We start from the raw sequence: 24,623 nt of genomic DNA, 5'->3' as shown, positions 1-24,623 counted from the left end.
CATGAATCCGTGCTGACGAATCGACGGCAATGTACGCAAGAACCGCGCTGCTGCACCGTGGCAAACAAACACCGATGTCTTATTTTGGCAACAGAGCCTGTGGCTCAGAAGCTTGTTTGCGCTTTGGCCGGAGGCGGCTCGGCGGCCTGAGGTATGGCGCAAAAACCGGAATGTACTGTCGTACATCGGGCTTGAGCGGCGCATGAATCCCGATCAGCCCTTTGCAGCCAGACTGCAGACGGGTTCTCAGGCGGTCAGCGCACTGGCAACCTCGCGCTGGCAGGTATCGGCCGCGCCGCGGTGGCCGGAACGGCGCAACGCGGTCAGGCAATCGTCGATCACCGTTTGCAGTTGTTGTGGCGTGCGCGCGGCGCGTATGGCCGATTCCAGCTTGTCGGCCCATTGCTGGCCCAGATACTGGTGGCTGCAGGCGTGTACGGCGCGCAGTACCGCAGCTACCCGTTCCGGCGTCAGGCCACCTTGCTGGCTCGTCATGGGTTCGGCCTTGGGCTTGAGCAGCGGATTGCCGGACAGGACTTCGATCAGGTGGGCGTCGAGCAAGCGATTGAGTGGCTCGGTCAGGTCGGCGCCAGCCGACATCTGCTGCAGGTCGCCCAGATTGCGCTTGCCGTCGATCAGGATCAGCAACTGCCGCAGCCGTGGCGAAAGCGCGAGCGTGCGCTCGGTCAGTTCGCGTTGGCCTTTTTCGGTTTTGTGGTAGATCACGCCATCCATCGGTGTCCCCCTCCATGACTGCATGCAGTTACAGATTAAGACAGTATCAGGGTCGACCGCACTACAAGTAAACCCTGATGTAAACCGTTTATCGGCGCGGTCTGGCGGCGCGAATGCCTGTATTGCTGGTTACAGCTTGCCGTAAGCGTGCAGGCCGGACAGAAACATGTTGACGCCGAGGAAGGCGAACGTGGTTACAAGCAGGCCGGCGACCGCCCACCAGGCCAGTACCGCACCGCGCCAGCCCTTCACCAGGCGGATATGCAACCAGGCCGCATAATTGAGCCACACGATGAGCGCCCAGGTCTCCTTCGGGTCCCAGCTCCAGTAGCCGCCCCAGGCTTCTGCTGCCCAAGCTGCGCCCAGGATGGTGGCGATGGTGAAGAACAGGAAACCGACCGAAATCGCCTTGTACATGATCTCGCCCAGCGTATCCGGCGCGGGCAACAGGCCGGACAGCAGACCGCGCTGCAGGTGCACGATGACGCAAGCGGCCACGCACAGGGCGGCACCGGTGATGAAACCGGCGCCCGAGCCCAGCTCGGGGAACCAGGCATCGGCCTGCATGTAGAGCACGATGCCAGCCAGTGCGATGCCGGCTGCTGCTGCATACAACGCGTTGCGGATCTGCGTGTTCTGGCGCTCGGCCGGTACTGCCAGCAGCCAGGCCACGCCCAGCATGGCCGACAGGCCGAACGCGCCATAGCCGATGAAGTTGGCCGGGACGTGGATCTTCATCCACCACGATTGCAACGCCGGGATCAGCGGCTGGATTTCATGCGCCTGCCGGTCAAAGGTGTACCAGAGAATGAAGCCGACTGCGGCTGCAATCACCAGCAGGATGAAAGCGCCGGTGCTGCGTGCCTTGAAGCGGGCCTGGTAATACAGATACATCAATGCGGTGATCAGGCAGAACAGCACGAACACTTCATACAGGTTTGAGACGGGGATGTGGCCCACGTCGGCGCCGATCAGATAACTTTCGTACCAGCGCACCAGCGCCGACGACAGCGCTGCGGTCGTGGCTGCCCAGGTCAGCCCCACGCCGATGGACAGCGCGGTTTCCGAGCGGCGCAGCAAGCCGAGCCAGAACATGCCGGTAGCGAGGAAAAAGCACACGCACATCCACATCACCAGCGACTGGCTGGCCAACATGTACTTGAGCCAGAATGCCGTCTGGCCGCGTGCCAGATCGCCCTGGTAGAGCCCGATGGCGCACAGCGCAATCACGGCGGAGACGGGCAGGAACACGCGCATGGCCGGCCAGAACCAGCCAAAGCCGATCAGCGTCAGCGTGGCGCCAAGCAGGATGCCCTGCTCGTAGTAGTCCATGTAGTGGCCATAGCGCGAGAAGGCGAAGCCGCCGGCCAGCAGTGCCAGCAGTGCAAAGACAAAATCGAGGGGGCTGCGCTGGCGCAGGCTCAAGGCGGCAGTCATGCGGCTTCTCCATTGGCGGCGGGCAGCAGCGCAGCGCGCTGGCGCTCGAACTCGCGATCAAAGTCACTGGTGCGGCGGTTGCTGCTCATGGCCAGCAGCGTACGCCCGTTGGCAAGGTGCAGCCACAGGCGCTCCTCGCGGATATAGAACATGCAGAAAATGCCCAGCACCAGCAGGATGGAGCCGAGGAAAACGATCTTCATGCCCGGCGCGCGCGTTAGTTGCAGGCCGCTGGATTTGATCTCGGTAAAGCCGGTGGGCTGCAGATAGATGCTGCTGCCGTAATCAAACAGTGCGCTGGTGGCCACCAGGCTGTCCACCACGAAGCGGTAGTGGCGCTCATCCATGGCGGGCACCGGCTGGCCGGCCTGCTGCTGTGCCAGTGTCAGTGCATCGACAGCGGCGCCCTGCAGGATTTTCAGATAGGTCTGCGCCACGGCCGGGCGCTCGGCCTTGGGCACCTTGGCGGCGAGAAAACGCTCAATGGCGGGGAAACCACCCTGGGCAAACTGCTGCAGGATGGTCTGGGTGACCGCCTCGAAATCGGCGCGCTTGGTGGCAGAGAAGGCGCCGTCCTTGAAGGCCTGCTCGGACGTGCGGCGCGCAATCGCCGGCCACTGCTGTGGGTCGAGCAGCGTGTGACGCAGGCGCAAGAAGGTATCGGGTTTGACGTCGTCATCCAGCGGCAGCTGCACGAAGGCAAACGGCTCGCTCACCGCGCGGCGCATGCCGCTGACCAGATAGAGCGCACCGTTGTCGCTGAACGGCGCCAGATAATTCAGGTATTCGCTGGCCTGGCCGGCCGAATCACGCAGCTTGAACTGGATGGACGGGCCGACGTTGCGCAGATTGTGTTCACCCTTGACCGAGCGCGCTGCCTGCAGCGCCTGCTCGAACTGGTTGACCGACACGGCCGAGGTCTGCGCGCCGGTCTTGCCCATGTTTTCGATATTGAACACGCGCAGGTCGCCGGTTTCCAGCGTGTAGGCATCCTTGCCGATGGTCAGCGGCTGGCTCGATTTGGAGCGGCCCTGCAGTGTCGACGTAGCGCCGCCCTGCAGATCGCGGCGGGCAAAGGTCAGGTCCGAGCCGCCGTCGCCAAAGCTGGACTGATAGATGGCGATGCCATTGACGATCAGCGGCTTGTTCACTTCCACCGTGCCGGCCTTGATCAGCTTGCCGGTGTTGCGATCCAGCACCTCGATGTCCGAGGCGAACTTCTTGGGCTGGCCGGTGCTGTAGTGCTCGATGTGGAACTGCTTGAGCCGCACGATGAAGGGCAGCTCCTGCACGTAATAACCGTTGCCGGAGTTGATGAACACCACGTCGGCGCCGCCACCGCCTTCGTTCAGCTCGACATTGCCACGGAAAGCGCCATTGTCTGCACCAAGCCGGCTGCGCTGCGGCACGGCGCTGGCAGGGATTTCGCGTGTTTCAGCCGTCTTGCTGCCGAGAAGCTCGCTGATCTTGAGGCCCACGTTGCCGTCGAGCAGGCCGCCGATGCAGATCACCACGATGGCGGCGTGGGCAAAGAAATAGCCCAGTTTTTGCCAGCTGCCGCGTTTGGCGGCCAGCAGTGTTGCACCATTTTCCTCGCGGATTTTCCAGCGATAGCCGGCGCGGCCCAGCTGGGCCTGGGCGGCTGCCAGATCAATGCTGCCGTCCTGTTCGGCCACGTGGTGCATGAGCTTGAGCGAGGTGAGGCTGGCGTGCTCGCGGTAGCCCTTGATGTCGCGCAGCATGCCCGGCAGGTGGCGATAGATGCACAGCGCGAGCGAGAGCAGCAAGAAGGCGAGGATGCCCAGAAACCAGCCCGCGTGATACACGTCGAACAGGCCGATGGGCTCGAAGATGCCGAACCAGAAGTCACCGAACTCGAAGTGATAGTTGGTATAGGGCTCGTTCTGCTTGAGGACGGTGCCGACCACCGCAGCGACGGCAAGCACCGTCAGCAGGCTGATGGCAAAGCGCATGGACGACAGGAGTTCGTACAGTGCGCGCAGAAAGGGGGTGGGGCGTCGGGTCGTCATTCAAGCAAAAAGGGGCGTTGGCCGCCCCTTTGGAGTGGTGCGGCCGGATTCGGTTCCGGCCGCGGTGTTGCAATGATGCAGATCAGTGCAGCGCCTGCATGAACTGGGCCACGGCCTTGATGTCGTTGTCCGACATCTTGGCGGCGATTTGTTGCATCGGCACGTTGTTGGTGCGCTCGCCGCTGCGGAAGGCCTTCAGCTGGGCTTCGATGTAGCCGGCGTGCTGGCCGCCTACGCGCGGATACTGCACCGGGATGCCGGCGCCGGACGGGCCGTGGCAGGCCATACAGGCCGGCAGGCCCTTGTTGGCGATGCCGCCGCGGTAAATCTTCTTGCCCGCCTCGATCAGCGCCTTGTCCGACGCGCCGCGTTCCTTGGGCTGTTGCGCGCCGAAGTAGGCGGCAACGTTGTGCATGTCGGCATCCGACAGCGGGGTGGCCATGCCCAGCATCACCGGGTTCTTGCGCACCTGCTTCTTGAACTCGGTCAGTTGCTTGACGATGTATTCCGGATGCTGGCCGGCGAGGCTCGGATTGGCTGCCGCGGCGCTGTTGCCGTCGACGCCGTGACAGGCAGCACAGACCTTGTCGACGATTTCCTTGCCCTTGACCGGGTCACCCTTGGCGCTTGCCGCCTCGGCAGCGAAAACGCTCGACGCCAGTGTCATCAACAGTGCTGCTGCCAGTGCGGTCACGCGCTGCATATGAATGCTCTCCCCAAGCAAAAGCGCCGGTTTCACCGACGGCTAACGAATATAATCCTGCTATTCTATAGCAAGAAAGAATGCCGAACCACACAGGCCGCGTGCCACTTGTTTTCCCGCCACTGCCGGTGCCTGCCGGCGCGCGCTGCCCATAGAGATCCCCGCCCATGTCGCTGTTTCGCGGACTGAAATTCCTGATTACCGTCAATGACCTGCACAGCCTGCCCGATGCAGGGCTGGAGGTTGCCTTTGCCGGCCGTTCCAACGCCGGAAAATCCAGTGCAATCAACACGCTGGCCAATCATACCCGGCTGGCCTTCGTCTCGAAAACGCCGGGACGCACGCAGCATATCAATTACTTCGAATTCGGTGCAGGTCGCCATCTGGTTGACCTGCCCGGCTACGGCTATGCCGAAGTGCCGGCCAGTGTGCGCGCACACTGGGAAAAACTGCTGGGCCAGTATCTGATCGGCCGCGAGCGCCTGATCGGCCTGGTGCTGATCATGGATGCGCGCCGCCCGCTGACCGAGCGCGACTGGCGCATGCTGGAGTGGTTCCGTCCCACCGGCAAGCCGGTGCACTGCCTGCTGACCAAGGCCGACAAGCTCACCAACCAGGAAAAGGTCAAGACGCTGCGTGCGGTGCAGGCCGAGTTCGCCGGTGACCCGCTGATCACCGTGCAATTGTTCTCCAGCCTGAAAAAACAGGGTGTGGAAGAGACAGAGAAAGTCGTGGGGGCCTGGTTTGATGCAGCGGTCCCGCCGTCCAGTCAGCCGGATGAGGCGACAGACGGTGAGTGATTCGCATTGAACTTTGCGTGGGGCTTTCTATCCTAGGAGCTGGGTGCGCCCCCGCACCTCCCGCTTTTCCTCCCTGAGCGGGTGCCCCGGCCATATTGCCGGGGCCTATTACACCCCGGTCGTTTTCCCCTTGGACCGGGGTTTCTTTTTTGTCTGGCCGAATCCCCCTCTCTCGATTGCTGAACGATCAAGGTACTGCTCGCGCCGCTTATGGCGGTAAAGTCGCTTGTGCAGAATCGGGGGGGGCGCAGCGCGTCGCAGTCTCTGGCAAAACAGGCAAGACCTGGGCTGCGCCGGGTTCTATGATGCAGGTTTGGCCATGGCAACAGCCCGCTGCCACAAGCAGGCCGCCGGGCCAAATCGCGCATCAGCCTTGTCTTATTGAAAAAGCAGTCGGTATGATCGCATCAACAAGGGGTTTGCTTTGGCTGCGTGATCATGCGCGCCGGGTGAGCCGTAAAAGGAGGAGGTCCATGTCGAATCTCGCCGGCGTCAAGGTCATGGTGATCGACGACAGCAACACCATCCGCCGCAGCGCCGAGATTTTTCTCGGTCAGGCCGGCTGTGAAGTCATACTGGCCGAAGACGGCTTCGATGCGCTGGCCAAGATCAGCGATCATCAGCCGGATGTGATTTTCGTCGATGTGATGATGCCGCGGCTCGATGGCTATCAGACGTGTTCGCTGATCAAGAAAAATGCCCGCTACAAGGCAACTCCCGTCATCATGCTGTCCTCCAAGGACGGCCTGTTCGACCGTGCGCGCGGGCGCATGGTCGGTTCCGACGAATACCTCACCAAACCGTTTACCAAAGACAGCCTGCTGACCGCCGTGAGCGCGCACGTGCGCCACGAATGAACGGCCCAGGCCAGATGATCCAGTTTTAGGAAGGCACCATGTCCATCAAGAAAATCCTCATCGTCGATGACTCCCCGACCGAACGTCATTTCCTCGGCGAGTTGCTGACCAAGAACGGCTTTCAGATCCTGACCGTCGAGTCGGGCGAAGAGGCCGTGGCCAAGGCCAAGGAAATCATGCCCGACCTGATCCTGATGGACGTGGTCATGCCCGGCATGAACGGCTTCCAGGCCACGCGCACCATCAGCCGCGATGACGCGACCAAGCACATCCCCATCATCATGTGCACCTCCAAGAACCAGGAAACCGACAAGGTCTGGGGCAAGCGCCAGGGCGCAGTGGAGTACGTGGTCAAGCCGGTCGATCCGCAAGAGCTGCTGGCCAAGATCGCCGCACTCTGATCGTCCGAGTTCAACAGCCGGGAGTCGCACATGGCCAAGCGCATCAGCTTGCGGGAGTATCAGGAAGGGGTGGTGGCACGTCTCAAGACGGCCACGGCAACGGCGCAGGTCGATGCCCGCCTCGGCGTGAGCATCGGCGGCGAGAACTGGCTGGTTGATCTGGCCGACGTGGCCGAAGTGATGCCGGTGCCCACCGTATCCTCGGTGCCGCTGGCGCAATCGTGGTTTCGCGGCGTGGCCAATGTACGCGGCAATCTGGTCAGCGTATCGGATGTCGGCGCCTATTTTGGCGGCGCCGAGCTGCTGGCCTCGCCCGCTGCACGGCTGATGCTGTTGCACCCGCGCCACATCCTGCATTCGGCGATCCTGGTTGAACGCATGCTGGGCCTCAAGCACCTTGCCGACATGCAAGCCGAGGAGACGCAGCATCCGCGCGCCTCGGGCTGCTGGCGCGATGCCGCCGGCCAGCAATGGCGTGCACTGGATGTGCCCGCGCTGGTGGCCGATCCGGTCTTCCTGCAGGCCGGACTGGCCTGAACCCAGACATAATCAGATAAAAACGCATCGGGAGACAGACGCAAATGGCACTGAAACTGGACGGCCTCAAGCTGTTTGGCCGCAAAGCGCCCAAGGCAGACGGCAAAAAGGCTTACGAGCCGACCAAAACCACGTGGATTCTGGAAAAGATCCGCATGCCGACGGACGCGGACGACGTTGCCGCGCTCAAACCGCTGCCCGTGGTGGGCCACATGCCGGCGCGTCAGCAGATGGCGCTGTTCATTCTCGTCGCCGCCGGTGCGCTGCTGGTGCTGGCGCTGACCGCGTTTTACTCCTATCGCGCCTCGACCAGCAATGCCGAGCGCCGCTCGATTGCGACCGAAATGCAGATGCTGTCGCAGCGTATGGCGCGGGCGTCCACGCAGGCGATTCAAGGCCAGCCCGACGCGTTTGACATTCTGGAAAAGGCGTACCAGAAATTCGACGCCAACCTGGCGCAGCTCAAGTCCAGCGGTGGCTTCCTTGGCTGGTTCCATGGCAGCAATGCGCAGCTCGAGTCGATCGAGCAAACTTGGAACGCGTCCTATCGTCCCAACCCCAGCCGCCCCACCGTTGATGCCATCCTCAAGCAGAAGGCTGCGCTGGTTGTCGTGGGCAAGAGCGTGGCAGGCATCAACGCCAACGACGCAAAGCTGCTGGAGCAAACCCAGCAATTTGCCTCGCTGCTCTCCGAGAGCGGCGGCAATGTGCACGAACTTGATAGTGCCAACCAGCTGGCGATGCTGAGCCAGCGTATGGCCAAGAACGCCAACGCCATGCTGGCCGGCGAGCTGATCAACCCCGAAGTGGTGTTCCTGCTGGGCAAGGACGTGTCGACCTTCAACGATATCGTCAAGGCGTTCGTGGGTGACGATCCGCAGGTAAGCGAGCAGATGCAAATCCGCCCGGTGTCCAGTTCGGCACTGGCAGAGCGCCTCAGCAACATCAAGACCACCTTCCATGACTTTGAACAGGTCGTGGCCTCGTTCTCCAAGAACATGCAGCCGCTGGTCGACACCCGTCTGGCCAACCAGAGCATCGTGCGGGACTCGGACAAGTTGCTGAACGATGCACAGACACTGGCGGGCAGCTATGAAAGCGGCGTGAGCAGCTTCGTGACCAACCTGGTCGAAGCGCTCTGCGCCGTGACCATGATCATTTCGCTTTACCTGTTGTCGCGCGTTTACAACCAGGAAGCGGTACGTCGTCGTGTCGAGTCGGAAAACGAGAACAAGAAAAACCAGGACGCGATTCTGCGTCTGCTGAACGAAATGTCCGACCTCGCCGACGGTGACCTGACCGTCCGCGCGCTGGTGACCGAAGACCTGACCGGCGCGATTGCCGACTCGATCAACTTCACCATTGAAGAGCTGCGTAACCTGATTGGCGGTATCAACCGCGCCACCGAGCAGGTAAACCGCGCCACGGCGCAGGCGCAATCGGTGTCGAACGAACTGCTGATGGCTGCAGAACGCCAGTCGCAGGAAATCAACGGCACCACCAATACCGTTGAGCAGATGGTGCGCTCGATCCAGGGTGTGTCGCACAACGCGGCCGAATCGGCCAACGTGGCGCAGGCATCGCTGACCGCGGCCGAGAAGGGCGCCGATGCGGTACAGAACCAGATCAAGGGCATGGGCGAAATCCGCGAACAAATCCAGGAAACTGCGAAACGAATCAAGCGTCTGGGTGAATCGTCGCAGGAGATTGGTGAAATCGTGGAACTGATCTCGGACATTACCGAGCAGACCAACGTGCTGGCGCTGAACGCGGCCATCCAGGCCGCTGCGGCGGGCGAAGCCGGCCGTGGCTTCTCGGTCGTGGCCGAGGAAGTACAGCGACTGGCCGAACGTTCCGGCGAAGCCACCAAGCAGATCGGCGCGATCGTGAAGACCATTCAGACCGATACCCACGACGCCGTGGCGGCCATGGAACTCTCCACCCAGGGTGTGGTGGAAGGGGCCAAGCTGTCCGACGCCGCCGGCAAGGCGCTGACCGAGATCGGCCAGGTATCGCGCGACCTCGCCAAGCTGATCGGCTCGATCGCGAACGAGACCGAAGACCAGACACAGCTGGCAGGCCGGGTGAACCACTCGATGCGCGACATTCTGTCGATTACCGAGCAAACCACCGAAGGTACCAAGCAGTCGGCCGAGATCATCGGTCAGCTGACCGGCCTCGCGCAGGAGCTGAAGGACTCGGTCTCGGGCTTCAAGCTCTCCTAATCTCATTCCGGGGTGCCGCCGCAGCATGATGCGGCCCCCGCACTCTCGCGAGACCCGCCATGAGCGTTCATACCGAATTTGACCAAGGCTCGCTGATCTGGGTGAAAGGCGAGCTGGAGCAGACGCTGGCGCGTGCCGGCGATGCCCTCGTTGCCTATCGCGAAAAGACCGATGCCGCGCTGCTCAAGCATGCGCAAACCCATTTGCACCAGGCCGCCGGCGCGCTGCAGATGGTCGGCCTTGATGGTCTGGCCCGCTTTGGCGAAGAAATCGAGCAACTGGTCGCCTGCATTGCGCGCGACGAGGTATCGCACGAACTTGTCACGCTGGCCGAATCAGCCATCGACGACGTCAAGCACTACCTCGACGACCTGATGGCCGGCCGTGCCAATCAGCCGCTGACCATGCTGCCGCGTTTTGCCGAGATGGCGCGCGCGCGCAAGGCCAGCAGTGGTGGCGCCGAGCTGTTCTATCCGCTGCTCACCGAGCTCAATCTGCCGCGCACCTTGCCGGCCCGCCCGCTTGGCCCGTCCGAGTGGGGCGTTTACCTGCGCGAGCAGCGACGCCGTTTCGAGGCCGCGCTGCTGCGCTGGATCCGTGACCACGACCCGGCTGCGGCCGCCGTGCTGGGCCGCGCTCTGGCCGATATTGCCGCCGTGCAGCCGCAGGGCTTGGCACGCGCGTTCTGGTGGACTGCATCCGCCGTGTCGGAAACGCTGCCCAGCCGTGCGCCACTGGATATCGACCTCAAGCAGCTGCTGCTGCGCCTCAACCTGCAGATTCGTCGCCTGTCCGACGGCTCGAGCAAGGTGGCCGAGCGGCTGTTCCGCGATCTGCTCTATGCACTGGCGCATGACCAGCGCGGCAGCGCGCTGGCTGCGCAGCTGCACGCAGCGTTTGATCTGGCCGGCCTGCTGGTCGATGCCGATGCACTGGCTGCCCCGGCCGAGGCCGAGGCAGGCCGCATGCAGGCGCGTGCGCTGCGCGATGAAGTTGCCGCCGCCAAGGAAATCTGGACCCGTGTTGCCACTGGCCAGCGTGACCGGCTGCCGACCTTGCAGACCGAAATCGGCAAGCTGGCCGAGCGCAGCGATGCACTCGCCATCGACGGGCTGAACGTGTTGTGGCAGGCCGTAGCCTCCGCATGCCAACGGTATGCCACGGCCGGTGTGACCGAAGGCGACGCGCTGGAAATGGCCACTGCGCTGTTGCTGGCTGATAACGCACTCGCCATCTACCCGACCCGCGCGCCGGACTTCGCCGCACAGGCTGCAGCCATGGCGCAGCGCCTGGCCGACCCGAGCGCCGATACCGGCGCCATACCGCAGCTCGACGAAGTCAGCCGTGAAGCGCAGGAGCGCCTGTTGCAGGCGCAACTGGCGCAGGAAATGCGCAGCAACCTGCAGCAGATTGAAGAAACGCTGGACAGCTATTTCCGCGATCCGGGCACGCAAGCTGCGCTCAAGCAGCTTGATCCTGGCCTGCGCCAGATCCAGGGCGCGCTGATGATGCTGGAAAAGCACGATGCCGTTGCGCTGCTGCAAGCCAGCCAGCAACGCATCCAGCGCTATGCCGAGCAGGAAACACCGCCGGAATCGGTCGAGCTGGAAGAACTGGCCGAGGCACTGTCCAGCCTGGGTTTCTATATCGACGCCATGGCGCAGGGCCGCGACGAAGGCAGCGAGCTGCTCGCGCCCAGCCTGGCCAAGTTGCTGGGCGCCGGGCCGGAAGAAGAAGCCGCACCGGTGCTGGCCGAACTGGAAAAAGAACCCGAGCTGGCCCCTGCGCCGGCTGCCGCCGCCCCTGTGCCGGAGCCCGAGCCACAGCGCGCGCTGCCGCAGTCGGACGAAGCGGTCGATGCCGAGCTGCTGGAGGTTTATCTCGAAGAAGCGGTCGAAGTGCTGGCCACCATCGAGCAGCACCTGGCGCAAGTGCGCGCCAACCCGGCCGACCGCGAAGCCGCTACCGTGCTGCGCCGTGGCTTCCACACCCTCAAGGGCAGCGGCCGCATGGTGGGCCTCAACCATCTGGGCGAGGTTGCCTGGGCGGTCGAGCAGACATTGAACAAATGGCTGCAGGCCGAGCAACCGGTATCGGCCGGCCTGCTGGACCTGATCGGCGATACGCACGGCGCCTTTGTCGGCTGGGTGGCCGAACTGGCCAACAGCGGCAGCGCGCAGGTGGATGAATCCCCCTGGAGCGAGCGCGCCGAAAAACTGCGCCACCAGCTTGACCACGCCGCGGCCGAAGCGCTGCCCGAAGTGGCGCTGGAAACCGCCGAGGCTGACGCTGCCGACAACGCCGCCGGCCCGGAAAGCGATGAAGTGCATGTCGGCGATGTGGTTGTATCGTCCACGCTGTTTGCCATTTTCCGTGACGAAGCCGCCAAGCACATGGCCGTGCTGCGCAGCGGCAGTGCACAGCTGAGCGCGGGTGATGCCCTGCCGGGTAATTTCCTGCTGGCAGCGCACACGCTGGGCGGCATCGCGTCGACCGCCGGCTTCCGTCCGCTGGGCGAGCTGGCCTACGGGCTGGAGCACGCGCTGCAACAGGCGATGAAGGGGCCGGGCGATCTGGCCCGCCACGCCATCCCGGTTGCGGCGGCGGTCGACAAGATGGGCACCATGCTGGATGCCATCATCGCCCTGCAAGCACCGCCCGATGCCGAACCGGAATTGTCCGCGCTGGTCGTCATTGTTGACGACGAGCCGATGGATCTGTCATTGGACGACATGCTGCTGGATGCAGATGGTGCTGCTCCGCATGCCGCTGGCGAAGCGCTTGTTGCCGAACCGCAGGCCCACGAAGCGCTGAGCATTGAATTGCAAGATGACGCGGCCGAGACCGATCCCGAATTACGCTTCCCGCAACTGGACGACGCGGCCGCGCCGGCCGCCGAAGCCGCAGAACTGGACGAGCTGATCTCGCTGGACCTTGATGCTGCCGACGAGGCCCCGCATGCCGCCACAGCGCATGCCGAGCCGCTGGTTGCCGAGGCGCCGGCGCTGGAGGCCATCGAACTCACGCTGGACGACGCACCGCTGCAGGTCGAGCTGGTTGAGGACGCAGCGGTTCATCCCGCCGTCGAGCCGCTGGCCGCGCCGCAAACCGTCGCAGAGGACGATAGCTTCGACCTGTCGCTCGATGCACTGGATATCAAGCTGGACGACGAGCCACCGGCACTCGTAGCCGTGCCGGCGTCAGACGCCGATGTACTGCCTGAATTGATCGTTGCCGCTGCTGAACCTGCGCTGGATATCGCGCAAGGCGAGCTTGACGAAGACGTGCCGACACTGACCCTGGACGAGCCTGCAGACGAAGAATTGGCTGCTGTCGACTTGCCGCTGGTGGTCGAGCCGACTGCCCACGCGGTTGCGGAAACCGTCGTCGACGCCGAACCGCAAGTACATACGCCTGAGCCGGTGGCTGATGTGCTGCCGGTTATTGCCGAGGATATCGAGCTGGTGCTGGGCGAGGCTCCGCTTGACGAGGCTGTGGCGGAAAGCGACAGCCTGGCCGCTGCGGCCGCAGAGCCGCTGCTGCCGGTACACGATGCCGCCTCGCCGCTGTCCGATCTGCTGGTGCTTGCCGGCACGGCATCGCTGGCCGAGCGCAAGGCCGAGCTGGAAGCGACCATTGTCGACGAAGTCGACGAGCAACTGCTGCCGGTCTTTGTCGAAGAAGCGGACGAACTGCTGCCGCAGATCGGCGACGCGCTGCGTACCTTGCGCGAGGGGGCTGACCCCGCTGCGGTGGCCACGCTCAAGCGCACGCTGCACACCCTCAAGGGCAGCGCGCGCATGTCGGGTGCCATGCGCATCGGCCAGGCCACGCACGAAATGGAATCGCGCCTGCTGGCCAGTGCCGCGGAAACCCCGGGCGTGGCGCTGTTGGACGAGCTGGAAGCCGACTATGACCTCATCATCGCCATTTATGACCAGCTGACCGGCCGCAAGGCGCCGCCGGCACCGGTGGCTGCTGATGGCACCGCCCCGGCTGCCGCTGCGCCGACGCAGGTGGCCGGCATTGCGCAGCCGCTGTTTGGCGGCGCGACCGATGCCGAAGGCAAGACCACCATCCGCGTACGCTCCGAACTGGTGGACGAGCTGGTCAACCAGGCCGGCGAAGTGGCCATTGCCCGTTCGCGTATCGAAGCAGAAATGCTCACGGTGAAGACCTCGCTGCTGGACCTGACCGAAAACGTCACGCGCTTGCGCGGTCAGTTGCGCGAGCTGGAAATCCAGGCCGAAAGCCAGATGCAGGCGCGCGTGAAGGAAATCGAGGACGATCACAAGAACTTCGACCCGCTCGAATTCGACCGCTTTACCCGCCTGCAGGAAATCACCCGCTTCATTGCCGAAAGCGTGAACGACGTGGCGACGGTGCAGCACAACATGCTCAAGAGCCTGGATGACTCCAGTGCCGCGCTCACCGCGCAAAACCGCATGACCAAGGAACTGCAGCAGAGCCTGATGCGCGTGCGCATGGTGCCGTTCTCCAGCGTGTCCGACCGTCTGTACCGTCTGGTGCGCCAGACCGGCAAGGAAGTGGCCAAGAAGGTCAACCTGGAACTGCGCGGCGGCCGCGTCGAAATCGACCGTGGCGTGCTGGAAAAAATGATTTCGCCGTTCGAGCACATGCTGCGCAACGCCATCGACCACGGCCTGGAGACGGCCGAGGAACGCGCGGCCAGCGGCAAGTCGGAATTCGGTGAAGTCGTGGTGGAAGTGCGCCAGGAAGGCAACGAGCTGGTGGTGGTGCTCAAGGACGACGGCCGTGGCATGAACTTGCCGCGCATCCGCGCCAAGGGCGAAGCACTGGGCCTGATCAAGCCGGGCACCGAGCCGACCGAGCGCGACCTGATGCACCTGATCTTTGAACCCGGCTTCTCCACCGCATCGAGCGTTACGCAGATTTCCGGCCGTGGCATCGGCATGGACGTGGTGAAGAACGAAATCGGTAACCTGGGCGGCCGCGTTGATGTGAACTCGGAAACCGGCAAGGGCACCACGTTTACCATCCATCTGCCGCTGACGCTGGCGGTCACGCAAGTGTTGCTGGTCAAGGCCGGCCCGCAGCTGCTGGCCATCCCGTCGGTGATGATCGAGCAGGTGCAGGAACTCAAGCAGGATGCGCTGGCGCGCCTGTATACCGATCGTTCGATGGAGTGGATGGGCTCGCGTTATCCGTTTGCCTACTTCCCGCGCCTGATCGGCGACGGCCAGTCGGTGCCGGAACAGAAGCGTTTCTCCACCGTGCTGCTGCTGCGCAGCGGCGCGGCACGCATGGCTTTGCACATCGACGAACTGGTGAAAAACCTCGAAGTCGTGGTCAAGACCATCGGCCCGCAGCTGGCGCGCATTCCGGGCGTGGCCGGCGCCACCGTGCTGGGTAACGGCGACATCGTGCTCATCGTCAACCCGCTGGCACTGCTGGAACGGGGCGAAGTGGCGCCGACGCAGAAAAAGGCCGCCGCGGCACCAGAGGCCCTGCATCAGGCGCCGCTGGTGATGGTGGTGGACGATTCGCTCACCGTGCGCAAGATCACCTCGCGCCTGCTGGTGCGCGAAGGCTTCCAGGTGGTATTGGCCAAGGACGGTGTGGATGCGCTGCAGCAGTTGCAGGACGTGACACCGGCGGTGATGCTGGTCGACATCGAAATGCCGCGCATGGACGGCTTCGAATTGACGCGCAACATTCGCAACGACGATGTGACCAAGACCATCCCCATCATCATGATCACCTCGCGCACGGCCGAAAAGCACAAGAACTATGCGATGGAGCTGGGCGTGAACGCCTTCCTCGGCAAGCCGTATCAGGAAGACGAGCTGCTGGCCCACATCCGCGGCTTCACCGGGGAATAGGCCCATGAGCACCGCCATTACGCTGGAAATCTGTGCCGGCTCGCTGGCCAGCTGTCTGGCAGCGCAGGAAGGCGGCGCAGTCCGGGTCGAGCTGTGCGACAACCTGCTGGAGGGCGGTACCACGCCGTCCTTCGGCACCATTGCCGCCGCGCGGGATCGACTGTGGATCACGCTCAACGTCATCATCCGCCCGCGCGGTGGCGATTTCCTCTATTCGGATGACGAGTTCGAAGTGATGCGCCGCGACATCCTCGCCTGCAAGAAGATCGGTGTGGATGGCGTGGTGATCGGCCTGCTGACCGCAGATGGCGATATCGACGTAGCGCGCACGCGCGAGCTGGTGCAGCTGGCCACACCGATGCAGGTCACCTTCCATCGTGCTTTTGATGTGGCACGCAACCCGCAACAGGCGCTGGAAGACGTCATCGCCTGCGGCTGCAACCGCCTGCTGTCATCCGGGCAGGAACCCAGCGCGCTGGAAGGCGCTACGCTGCTGGCGCAACTGCGCGAGCAGGCCGGCGACCGGCTGAACGTGATGCCCGGTGCAGGCGTACGCGCCAACAATATCGCCGAGCTGGTGCGCCAGACCGGCTGCAATGAGTTCCATACCTCTGCCCGCGCACCGCTGCCCAGCGGCATGCGCTACCGCAACGAGCGGGTGAAAATGGGCGGGCCGGGGCTGGATGAATACAGTGTGCTGGAAACCTCGGCCGCCTTGACGCGCGAGATCATTGCGCTGGCCAATCAGGCCTTGCAGGCAGACTGAGTCAGACTGCTTGTGGCTGGTCGGGGGGATGCCAATCAACCAAGGAAGCCCGTGATGACCAAGCCTGCCGACGCGCAAGCGCATATCGAAAGCCAAACCGAAACGGGGTCGGGGCTTCAATCCGCGCCACTCAGCCAACGGCTAGTGTTCAGCATGCAACAGCAGCAGCAACGCAATTGGGCCTGGGCTGCGGTGGCGGCCAGCGTGGCTGCCTATTACGATCAGACGTCGCGGACTACACAGTGCATGCTGGCTAACTGGGCGTTTGGGCAAACCATGTGCTGCCAGGCTGTTGCTGCGTCCAGCGTCGCTTGCGATCAACCCTATTCGGTTGGAAACGCGCTGGCCCACCACGACAATCTTCACGAGCAGCATGCAGGTGGCATGGCGTTGGCCCAGATCGTGGCGGAAATCAATGCAGGTCGTCCGGTTGTAACCAGCATCGCCTGGCAGGCTGTGCAAGTGAGCCACCCCGTGGTCATCGTCGGTTACGACATGAGCGATAGCGCCCGGCCCCTTATCGAGCTTGCAGACTCTGCGTATGGTAAGGCCGTGCTGCCGTTTGACGGCTTCCCGCGCAACTATCACGGTGCGCAAGCGATCAGGCAGACCTGCCTGACGCAGCCCTCGCGCTAGCCCGACTGGTCCGCCCACTTGGGCGCGCATCGCGCCTTGCGCTGCAGCATTTTTATACCATTTTTACTGGCCTGTTCGGGCCAGCCTTCTATGCTTTGATTTCCTTCATCACGTGGAAATCATATGCACCCGCTTGCCAAGTACGCCATCGGTTTTGTCGTTCTGTGTTTCTTGCTGTTTCTGCTCGCACCGTTTGCCATCGTGCCGTCCGGCATGCGTGGCGTGGTGACCACCTTCGGCAAGGTAGACCCGGTACCGCTGGGCGAGGGCATCCACCTGATCATGCCGCTGGCCAATCGCGTGGTGCGTATCGACGTGCGCGTGCAGAAGGCCGAAACCGAGGGCGACGCTGCCTCGCGTGACTTGCAGCAGGTCGTCACCAAGATCGCGCTCAACTATCACCTTGACCCGGCGCATGTCAGTACCGTTTACCAGCGTATTGGCGAAGATGTGGAAAACCGCCTGATCGATCCGGCTGTCAGCGAAGTATTCAAGTCGGTGACGGCGCGCTATACCGCCGAGGAGCTGATCACCAAGCGTGAAGAGGTGCGCGAGCAGATTTCCCGTGCATTGGTGGCTCGGCTGACGCCGTACGGCATTCTGGTCGACCAGTTCAGCATCACCAACTTCCGCTTCTCGGCCGCCTTCAATCAGGCGATTGAAGCCAAGGTGACTGCCGAGCAGAACAAGCTCAAGGCCGAGCGTGACCTGCAGCGCATCCAGGTGGAAGCCGAGCAGAAAATCGCCTCGGCCAAGGCCGAAGCTGAATCGCTGCGCCTGCAAAAGCAGGAAGTGACGGCGGAGTTGCTCAAGCTGCGCGCGGTGGAAAACCAGCGCCTGGCGATCGAGAAGTGGGATGGCCGCTTGCCGACCGTATCGGGCGGCGCCACACCGCTGATCTCGATCAATCCCCAGCAGTGATGCCGGTCAATGGCCGCTGCAGGCCAACCGAAAACAAAACCCGGCAAAGCCGGGTTTTTGTTTGCTGCCTACGCTGCCGGCGGGTGCAGCACCTCGCGCACCAGCGCGATGGTCACCTGGCGTTTGAGTGACAGTGCCCTTTCGTTGGCGAGCTCCAGCAATGCAGACAGGCTGCCCAGATCGCGCGCCGCGTGGCGCAACAGGTAGTCTGCTGCGTCGTCGCCCAGCTCGAAGCCAAGCTTGCGTGCGTGGCGCTTCAGCGCGGCGATGCGGTCAGGTTCGGACAGTGCCTTGAGCTGATACACCAGCCCCCAGCCCAGCCGGGTGGTCAGGTCGTCGCGCAATTGCAGCTGCTGTTGCAGCAGCATGGGGGGCAGCGGGCCGGCGGCCAGCAGGCGGCCGCTGCCTTCCCTGAGCGTGTTGTAGTGGTCGAACAGGCGGATTTGCTGCTCGGCATCGAGCGCGCCCACGTTGTCGACGATCAGGCTGGCATCTGCAGCCAGCGGCCAGGGCAGCGCGGTAGTGGCTGCATCGACATGGACGGCATCACCCAGCCGGCCGGCGGCAGCCTGCAGCAGGTGGGATTTACCAGCGCCCGATTCACCCCACAGATAGATGAAGCGCGTGTGCTCGCTGCGCGCGGCCCACTCGCTCAGCATGAACAGCAGCTCGGCGTTGTCGCCGCGCACGAAATCATCAAAGCCCGGCGGCGTGGCCAGGCGCAGATCCAGCACCAGTTGTTTCATTGGCGGGATTCTACCGCACTCGCATCAGCGCACCGCACGGCGTTGGGCGCGCCGGTAGGTGGGGCTGGCCAGATACATGCGCTTGAGGTGGCGCAAACCCACCTGCAGCACCGCCGCCATCGGCAGCGCCAGCAGCACGCCGACAAAGCCGAACAGCTGACCAAAGGCCAGCAGCGCAAAGATCACCGCGACCGGGTGCAGGCCGATACGGTCACCCACCAGCTTGGGTGTGATCAGGTTGCCTTCCAGCGTCTGGCCGATGCCGAATACCAGCCAGGCCGGCCACAGCCCGGCAAAGCTGCCGTACTGGCTGGCGGCAGCCAGCGTAGCCAGCAACAGGCCGGTGAACGAGCCGAGATAGGGAATGAAGGTGAGCATGCCCGACACGATGCCCACCGGCAGCGCGCCCTCCAGCCCGATGGCCCACAGGCCGCCGGCATAAATCACGCTCATGGCCAGCATCACTGTGAGCTGGCCGCGCAGGAACTCGGACAGCACGTCGTCGAACTCGCGGAACAGCCGGTTGACGCGCCCCACCAGCCGGCGCGGCACCCAGCTTTGCAGCATGGGGAACAGGCGGTTGCCATCGCGCAGCGCATAGAACAGCACCACCGGCACCAGTGCCAGGTTCACCAACAGGTTGACCAGCGCCATGCCCTTGCTGCCCAGTTGCTGTGCCAGGCTGGGCAGAATGCTTTTCAGTTCGGCGCTGTGGCTGCTCACCCAGGTGCTCAGTGTTTGCGTATCGATACCCAGTTGCAGGCCGAAGCGTGCGTTCAGCGCTGGCAGCCAGTGTGTAGAGGCGCGCTCGGCCAGCTTGGGAACGGCGGCGTAGAGAATCTGGAACTGGTCGATCAGCAAAGGCGCGACGATCACCAGCAGCAGCAGGCACAGCAACAGCACGCTGGTCATCACCAGCAGTGCGGCTATATTGGGATTGACCCCCCGGGTCACCAGCTTGTGCTGGGCCGGATGCAGTATGTAGGCGAGTATCGCTGCCGCCGCAAACGGCATCAGCACTGGCAGCAAACGGTAGCAAACGATGGCCAGAACCCCGATCAGCAGATAGGGCCAGAGCGGGTGGAAAGCGTGCGTGTGGCGGGCGGGCAGGCGTTTCATCGCGGGATGCGGTAAACTACCGCGTTTTCAGTGGGTTGGGCGCCATTCTAACCGAGAAAGCGCCCGTTTCACCGCAAACCCCAGATTTCACCACGAGGCCGTGCATGAGTTCCCAAAGCCTGAGCTACCGCGATGCGGGTGTCGATATCGACGCCGGCGACCAGCTTGTCGAAAATATCAAACCGTTTGCCAAGCGCACGATGCGCCCGGAAGTGCTGTCCGGCATCGGCGGTTTTGGCGGCCTGATCGAGATCAGCAAGAAGTTCAAGGAGCCGGTGCTGGTGTCCGGCACCGACGGCGTGGGCACCAAGCTCAAGCTGGCGTTCGAGCTGAACCGCCACGACACCGTGGGCCAGGATCTGGTGGCCATGAGCGTCAACGATATCCTGGTGCAGGGTGCCGAGCCGCTGTTCTTCCTCGACTACTTTGCCTGCGGCAAGCTGGACGTGGATACCGCGACCGAAGTGATCCGTGGCATCGCGCTGGGCTGTGAGCTGTCGGGCAGCGCGCTGATCGGCGGCGAAACCGCTGAAATGCCGGGTATGTACCCGGTGGGCGAATACGATCTGGCCGGCTTTGCCGTCGGCGTGGTCGAAAAGAGCAAGATCATCACCGGCAACGACATCAAGGTGGGCGACGTGGTGCTGGGCCTGGCGTCCAATGGCGCGCATTCCAATGGCTATTCGCTGGTGCGCAAGATCCTGCATCTCACCGATGCGGATTACGCCGCCGAATTTGAAAACGGCAAGAGCCTGGCCGACGTGGTCATCGCGCCGACACGCATTTATGTGAAGCCCATCCTCAAGCTGATCGAACAGCTTACCGTCAAGGGCATGGCGCATATCACCGGCGGTGGTATTACCGAGAACGTGCCGCGCGTGCTGCCGTCCAACGTCGTGGCGCAGATCGATGCCAAGAGCTGGACCTTCCCCAAGCTGTTCCAGTGGCTGCAGAAGGAAGGCAATGTTGCCACCGACGAAATGCACCGCACCTTCAATTGCGGCGTGGGCATGGTGGTGATCGTGGCTGCCGAAGACGCAGCCGCAGCCAAGGCGCTGCTGGAAGCCGAGGGCGAAACCGTCTACACGCTGGGTGTGATCCGTGCCCGCAATGGCGACGAACACCAGACGCAAATCGCCTAAGGTGATATTTGCAGCGAGAAGCGCCGCGTGCGGCGCTTCGTTCGGGGCGCGCGAGCGCCCCATCGCTTTTCTATGCGCGAGCGCGCAACGTTTGTTCAGGTTTTCATGAAAAACATCGTCATCCTGATTTCCGGCCGTGGCTCCAATATGCAGGCCATCGTCGATGCCCAGGTTCCGGGCGGCCGCATTGCGGCAGTCATCGCCAACCGCGCCGATGCGGGTGGTCTGGCCTGGGCGGCCGAGCGCGGTATCGCCACCGCCGTGCTGGATCACAAGCAGTTTGCGGGCCGCGAGGCATTTGATGCCGCGCTGGTGGCGCTGATCGACGGCTATGCGCCCGATCTGGTGGTGCTGGCCGGCTTCATGCGCATCCTGACGGCCGGTTTCGTCAACCACTATGCCAACCGGCTGATCAATATCCACCCGTCGCTGCTGCCGTCATTTACCGGCCTGCACACGCACGAGCGCGCGCTGGCCGAGGGTGTGAAGTTTGCCGGCTGTACCGTGCACTTCGTCACCGCCGAGCTGGATCACGGCCCCATCATCGCGCAGGCCGCTGTGCCGGTGCTGGACGACGATACGCCCGATGCGCTGGCAGCACGCGTGCTCAAGGAAGAGCACCGGCTGTATCCGCAGGCGGTGGCTGACTTTGTCGCTGGTCGCTTGCTGATCGACGGCAATCGCGTCAAGCGCAGCGGTTGAATGCAGACGCGCAGCCGACGCTGGATGATGTGGGCGCTGATGGCGTCCCTGCTGCTGCACATCCTCAGCATCGGCGGCGATACCCTGCTGCGCTTTGCCGACGCGTGGGAGCGCGATGAGCCGCTGACACTGCGCAAGCCGACCAAGTCGCTGACGAGCATGGATATCCCCGAGGATGAACCGGCGCATACGCTGGCCGGCGTGAAGCCGGCCGAGCAACTGAGCGTGCAGTTCGGCCCGGCACCGGCCAAGGCCAAGGCGGCCAGGCGGGTGGTGGCGGCAGCCAAAGCGGGCAAGACCAAGGTGGTTGCCAGCGCCGTGGCTGCTGCTACTGCCAGCAGTGCCAGTGCGGTGGCCTCTGCAGGCACCGCCAGTGGTGTTGCCGTGGTCGCCAGTGCCCCCCAGCCAGTCACACCGGCGGCAAGCATGGTGGCTGCAGCGCCGACGGTTGTTCCGTCTGCACCGGAAACCCTGCCGACGCCGCAACCGGAGATTCCGCGCGAGAAGCAGTTCCCGCGCAAGGTCGAGATCACCTATCTGTGGACTGCGGTGCCGGTGAAGATGCTGTGGGAGGTTGACCACGGCCAGTACAAGCTCAGCCTGCACGGCGGGCTGTTCGGACGCACGCGCGACATCGTCAGCGAGGGCAAGGTGGGCAAGACTGGCGTGATCCCGCAGCGTTTTTCCGATACCAAGGACGGCAAGCTGCTGAACGAGGCCACCTTCGATTGGGATGCGCAGAACGTGCAGCTTAACGACGATGGCAAGACCAGCCTCGAGGCGCTCAAGCTCGGCGATCAGGATTTGTTCTCGGCTGCGTTCCAGTTTGCGCTGCAGGGCTCGAAAATGAAGAACTTCACCTTCTCGATGGTGAGCGGCCGCAAGCTGTACCGCGACGTGAAATTCGAGCTGCGCGGCGAGGGCACGCTGACCCTGGGTGACAAGCGCATCGACGCCATCCTGCTGCGCGGCGAGTTTGAAGACCGGGTGTTCGAGTTCTGGCTGGCGCCGGAATGGAACAATATGCCGGTGCGCATCCACCTGACCCTGGGCAAGGAAAACACCTTCAACATCTGGGCCAGCCAGATCACCATCAACGGCGAAACCGTGCTGTATTCGCCCAATCAACAAAGACAGAATGGCGGGTTGCGCCGCTAGTGCAACTGCCGAGAGAGAACCATGCTGAACCGTACCCAATTCGACGCCACGCTGGACGTGTTGCACCAGGTGCTGCCGTTTACTGCCCCGGCCGACGTGATCCTGTCGCGTTATTTCCGCGATGAACGCCAGCTGGGCGCGCGCGATCGCGCCGCCATTGCCGAGACCGTATTCGGCCTGCTGCGCCACCTGCCACGCATCCAGTGGCTGACCGGCGAAAAGGCCGGCGTGATCGAATGGTTGATTGCCTATTTCGCCGCCATCGAGAAGCGCAATATGCGCGAGATGGAAAGCATCTTCGACGAAAAGCGCCTGGCGCAGGCCAAGGACTGGAAGGCCGTGGACTGGTCGAGCGCGCCGCTGCACGTGCAAGCCAGCCTGCCCGAGTGGGCGGTGGCCGCGCTGCAGGCGGACGGCATGGCCGAGGCGGATATCCTGGAAACCGGCCGTGCGCTGATGCAGGCTGCACCGCTCGACCTGCGCGTGAATATCCTGAAAATGAAGCGCGATGCCGTCGCCACCGAGCTGGCTGCTGCCGGCATCGATGCCAAGCCAACGCCGTATTCGCCGTGGGGCCTGCGCATTTTCGGCAAGCCGGCGCTGAACAAGCACACGCTGTTCCTGAACGGTGGCTTCGAGGTGCAGGACGAGGGCAGCCAGCTGCTGGCGTTGCTGACCGGCGCGCGGCGTGGCCAGATGGTGGCGGATTTCTGTGCCGGTGCCGGCGGCAAGACACTGGCCATCGGTGCGATGATGCAATCGACCGGTCGCTTGTATGCCTTTGATATCTCGGAAAAGCGTTTGGCCAACCTCAAGCCGCGCATGGCGCGTTCGGGGCTGTCCAATGTGCAGCCGCAACTGATTGCCAGCGAAAACGACCAGAAAATCAAGCGCCTGGCTGGCAAGATGGATGCGGTGCTGGTGGATGCACCGTGTTCGGGCCTTGGCACCCTGCGTCGCAACCCGGACCTGAAATTCCGCCAGAGCGAACAAAGCGTGCGTGAGCTGAATGCCAAGCAGGCCAGCATTCTGGCCTCTGCCGCGCGGCTGGTGAAAACCGGTGGCCGGCTGGTGTATGCCACCTGCAGCATCCTGCCGAGCGAGAACAAGGATGTGGTCGATGCCTTCCTGGCGGCACACCCGGACTTTGAACTGCTGGACGTGCGTGAGCTGCTGGCCAAGGAAAAGATCGATATCGCGCTGGCTGGCCCCGTGCTGCAACTGTGGCCGCAACAACATGCGGCAGACGGTTTCTTTGCTGCCGTGATGGTCAAGCGTGCTGCCGCAGCCTGATTGGCTGTTGATGCCCGCAATAAAAAACCCGCCGGTTGGCGGGTTTTTTATTGGCGGTGCGCTTACTTCACGATGCGCAGCGCCGGCTTGCCGCCGGGGCGGCCACCGGGGGGGGGCTCGTTGCTGTCGTCGTCCGGCTTGCTCTCCGGTGCGGTTTCCAGTGCGCTGGCGTCGGCCGGGCTTTCTTCATACTCAAAGCCCATGCCCTCGCCGTTCTCGCGCGAGAAGATCGACACCACGGCACCCACCGGAATGCTGATGTCGCGCGATACGCCGTTGAAGCGGGCCGAGAAGCTGATGTAATCGTTACCCAGGCTCAGGTTGCGCGTGGCGTTGTAGCTGATGTTGAGCACGATTTCGCCGTTTTTCACGTACTCCATCGGCACTTGCATCTTGCCACGCACCGATACGACCAGATACGGGGTGAAGCCATGGTCGGAGCACCATTCGTGCAAGGCACGGATCAGATAAGGCTTGGTCGAAACGGATTGCATGTTGGCTCCGTAAAAAATGAGTGCAGCAGCACCCTCGGGTGGAGGGTGCCACACTAC

General features: G+C 63.3%; 20 protein-coding genes. 13 read left to right on the top strand and 7 right to left on the bottom strand.

The window, feature by feature from the left end; genetic code table 11:
• Positions 1–246: 246 nt before the first annotated feature.
• The 4 genes from B9A19_RS13335 to B9A19_RS13320 all read right to left on the bottom strand — a co-directional run bounded on the left by B9A19_RS13335 (position 247) and on the right by B9A19_RS13320 (position 4,905).
• Positions 247–735, bottom strand: coding sequence for a hypothetical protein (locus B9A19_RS13335; RefSeq protein WP_084091297.1), 489 nt, complete (start codon positions 733–735; stop codon positions 247–249).
• A 129-nt stretch (positions 736–864) separates the two neighbouring features.
• On the bottom strand, positions 865–2,172 hold the full coding sequence (gene ccsB / locus B9A19_RS13330; protein ID WP_084091296.1) for a c-type cytochrome biogenesis protein CcsB: 1,308 nt from the start codon (positions 2,170–2,172) through the stop codon (positions 865–867).
• Positions 2,169–4,202 carry a cytochrome c biogenesis protein ResB gene (locus B9A19_RS13325; protein WP_084091295.1) on the bottom strand — a complete coding sequence of 678 codons (2,034 nt, stop codon included), beginning with the start codon at positions 4,200–4,202 and terminating at the stop codon, positions 2,169–2,171. The genes ccsB and B9A19_RS13325 overlap by 4 nt, the downstream gene beginning before the upstream one ends.
• 82 nt (positions 4,203–4,284) lie before the next feature.
• Entirely contained in the window at positions 4,285–4,905 is a 621-nt protein-coding gene (locus B9A19_RS13320; protein WP_084091294.1) for a c-type cytochrome, read from the bottom strand.
• A gap of 167 nt (positions 4,906–5,072) precedes the next feature.
• Between B9A19_RS13320 and yihA the strand changes: the two genes are divergently transcribed.
• The 9 genes from yihA to B9A19_RS13275 all read left to right on the top strand — a co-directional run bounded on the left by yihA (position 5,073) and on the right by B9A19_RS13275 (position 17,912).
• Positions 5,073–5,705 (top strand): ribosome biogenesis GTP-binding protein YihA/YsxC, encoded by a 633-nt coding sequence (gene yihA / locus B9A19_RS13315; RefSeq protein WP_084091293.1) that lies wholly within the window; start codon positions 5,073–5,075, stop codon positions 5,703–5,705.
• Between the two features lie 473 nt (positions 5,706–6,178).
• On the top strand, positions 6,179–6,562 hold the full coding sequence (locus B9A19_RS13310) for a response regulator (protein ID WP_084091292.1): 384 nt from the start codon (positions 6,179–6,181) through the stop codon (positions 6,560–6,562).
• 38 nt (positions 6,563–6,600) lie between these two features.
• On the top strand, positions 6,601–6,963 hold the full coding sequence (locus B9A19_RS13305) for a response regulator (RefSeq protein WP_084091291.1): 363 nt from the start codon (positions 6,601–6,603) through the stop codon (positions 6,961–6,963).
• 30 nt (positions 6,964–6,993) lie between these two features.
• Positions 6,994–7,500, top strand: a complete 507-nt coding sequence (locus tag B9A19_RS13300; protein WP_084091290.1) for a chemotaxis protein CheW — start codon at positions 6,994–6,996, stop codon at positions 7,498–7,500.
• Positions 7,501–7,544: 44 nt separating this feature from the next.
• The gene (locus tag B9A19_RS13295; RefSeq protein ID WP_084091289.1) at positions 7,545–9,725 is read left to right on the top strand and encodes a methyl-accepting chemotaxis protein; all 2,181 of its coding nucleotides are present in this window, start codon (positions 7,545–7,547) and stop codon (positions 9,723–9,725) included.
• Between the two features lie 59 nt (positions 9,726–9,784).
• On the top strand, positions 9,785–15,589 hold the full coding sequence (locus B9A19_RS13290; RefSeq protein ID WP_084091288.1) for a hybrid sensor histidine kinase/response regulator: 5,805 nt from the start codon (positions 9,785–9,787) through the stop codon (positions 15,587–15,589).
• Between the two features lie 4 nt (positions 15,590–15,593).
• Positions 15,594–16,355: a copper homeostasis protein CutC gene (locus B9A19_RS13285; RefSeq protein WP_084091287.1), complete on the top strand. Its 762-nt coding sequence runs from the start codon at positions 15,594–15,596 to the stop codon at positions 16,353–16,355.
• A 54-nt stretch (positions 16,356–16,409) separates the two neighbouring features.
• A complete protein-coding gene (locus tag B9A19_RS13280; RefSeq protein ID WP_084091286.1) occupies positions 16,410–16,991 on the top strand; it encodes a C39 family peptidase in 582 nt (193 codons plus the stop codon).
• Between the two features lie 123 nt (positions 16,992–17,114).
• Positions 17,115–17,912 carry a prohibitin family protein gene (locus tag B9A19_RS13275; protein WP_084091285.1) on the top strand — a complete coding sequence of 266 codons (798 nt, stop codon included), beginning with the start codon at positions 17,115–17,117 and terminating at the stop codon, positions 17,910–17,912.
• 68 nt (positions 17,913–17,980) lie between these two features.
• Here B9A19_RS13275 and hda read toward each other — a convergent pair whose 3' ends face one another.
• The gene (gene hda, locus B9A19_RS13270; RefSeq protein ID WP_084091284.1) at positions 17,981–18,658 is read right to left on the bottom strand and encodes a DnaA regulatory inactivator Hda; all 678 of its coding nucleotides are present in this window, start codon (positions 18,656–18,658) and stop codon (positions 17,981–17,983) included.
• Between the two features lie 24 nt (positions 18,659–18,682).
• On the bottom strand, positions 18,683–19,777 hold the full coding sequence (locus tag B9A19_RS13265) for an AI-2E family transporter (protein WP_084091283.1): 1,095 nt from the start codon (positions 19,775–19,777) through the stop codon (positions 18,683–18,685).
• A gap of 104 nt (positions 19,778–19,881) precedes the next feature.
• Between B9A19_RS13265 and purM the strand changes: the two genes are divergently transcribed.
• The 4 genes from purM (at position 19,882) to B9A19_RS13245 (ending at position 24,072) form a co-directional block, all read left to right on the top strand.
• The gene (gene purM / locus B9A19_RS13260; RefSeq protein WP_084091282.1) at positions 19,882–20,919 is read left to right on the top strand and encodes a phosphoribosylformylglycinamidine cyclo-ligase; all 1,038 of its coding nucleotides are present in this window, start codon (positions 19,882–19,884) and stop codon (positions 20,917–20,919) included.
• Positions 20,920–21,024: 105 nt separating this feature from the next.
• Positions 21,025–21,621: a phosphoribosylglycinamide formyltransferase gene (purN, locus tag B9A19_RS13255; RefSeq protein WP_084091281.1), complete on the top strand. Its 597-nt coding sequence runs from the start codon at positions 21,025–21,027 to the stop codon at positions 21,619–21,621.
• On the top strand, positions 21,622–22,779 hold the full coding sequence (locus B9A19_RS13250; protein WP_084091280.1) for a DUF3108 domain-containing protein: 1,158 nt from the start codon (positions 21,622–21,624) through the stop codon (positions 22,777–22,779).
• Positions 22,780–22,800: 21 nt separating this feature from the next.
• Positions 22,801–24,072, top strand: a complete 1,272-nt coding sequence (locus B9A19_RS13245; RefSeq protein ID WP_084091279.1) for an RsmB/NOP family class I SAM-dependent RNA methyltransferase — start codon at positions 22,801–22,803, stop codon at positions 24,070–24,072.
• A 62-nt stretch (positions 24,073–24,134) separates the two neighbouring features.
• On the opposite strand, the gene B9A19_RS13240 is transcribed toward B9A19_RS13245, so the two are convergent.
• Positions 24,135–24,566: a ClpXP protease specificity-enhancing factor gene (locus tag B9A19_RS13240; protein ID WP_084091278.1), complete on the bottom strand. Its 432-nt coding sequence runs from the start codon at positions 24,564–24,566 to the stop codon at positions 24,135–24,137.
• Between the last annotated feature and the right edge of the window lie 57 nt (positions 24,567–24,623).

It is taken from the genome of Andreprevotia lacus DSM 23236 (genome assembly GCF_900176275.1).
Classification (GTDB): domain Bacteria; phylum Pseudomonadota; class Gammaproteobacteria; order Burkholderiales; family Chitinibacteraceae; genus Andreprevotia; species Andreprevotia lacus.
The sequence above is the reverse complement of the archived record's forward strand: the minus strand, read 5'-3'. Positions and strand labels throughout refer to the sequence as shown.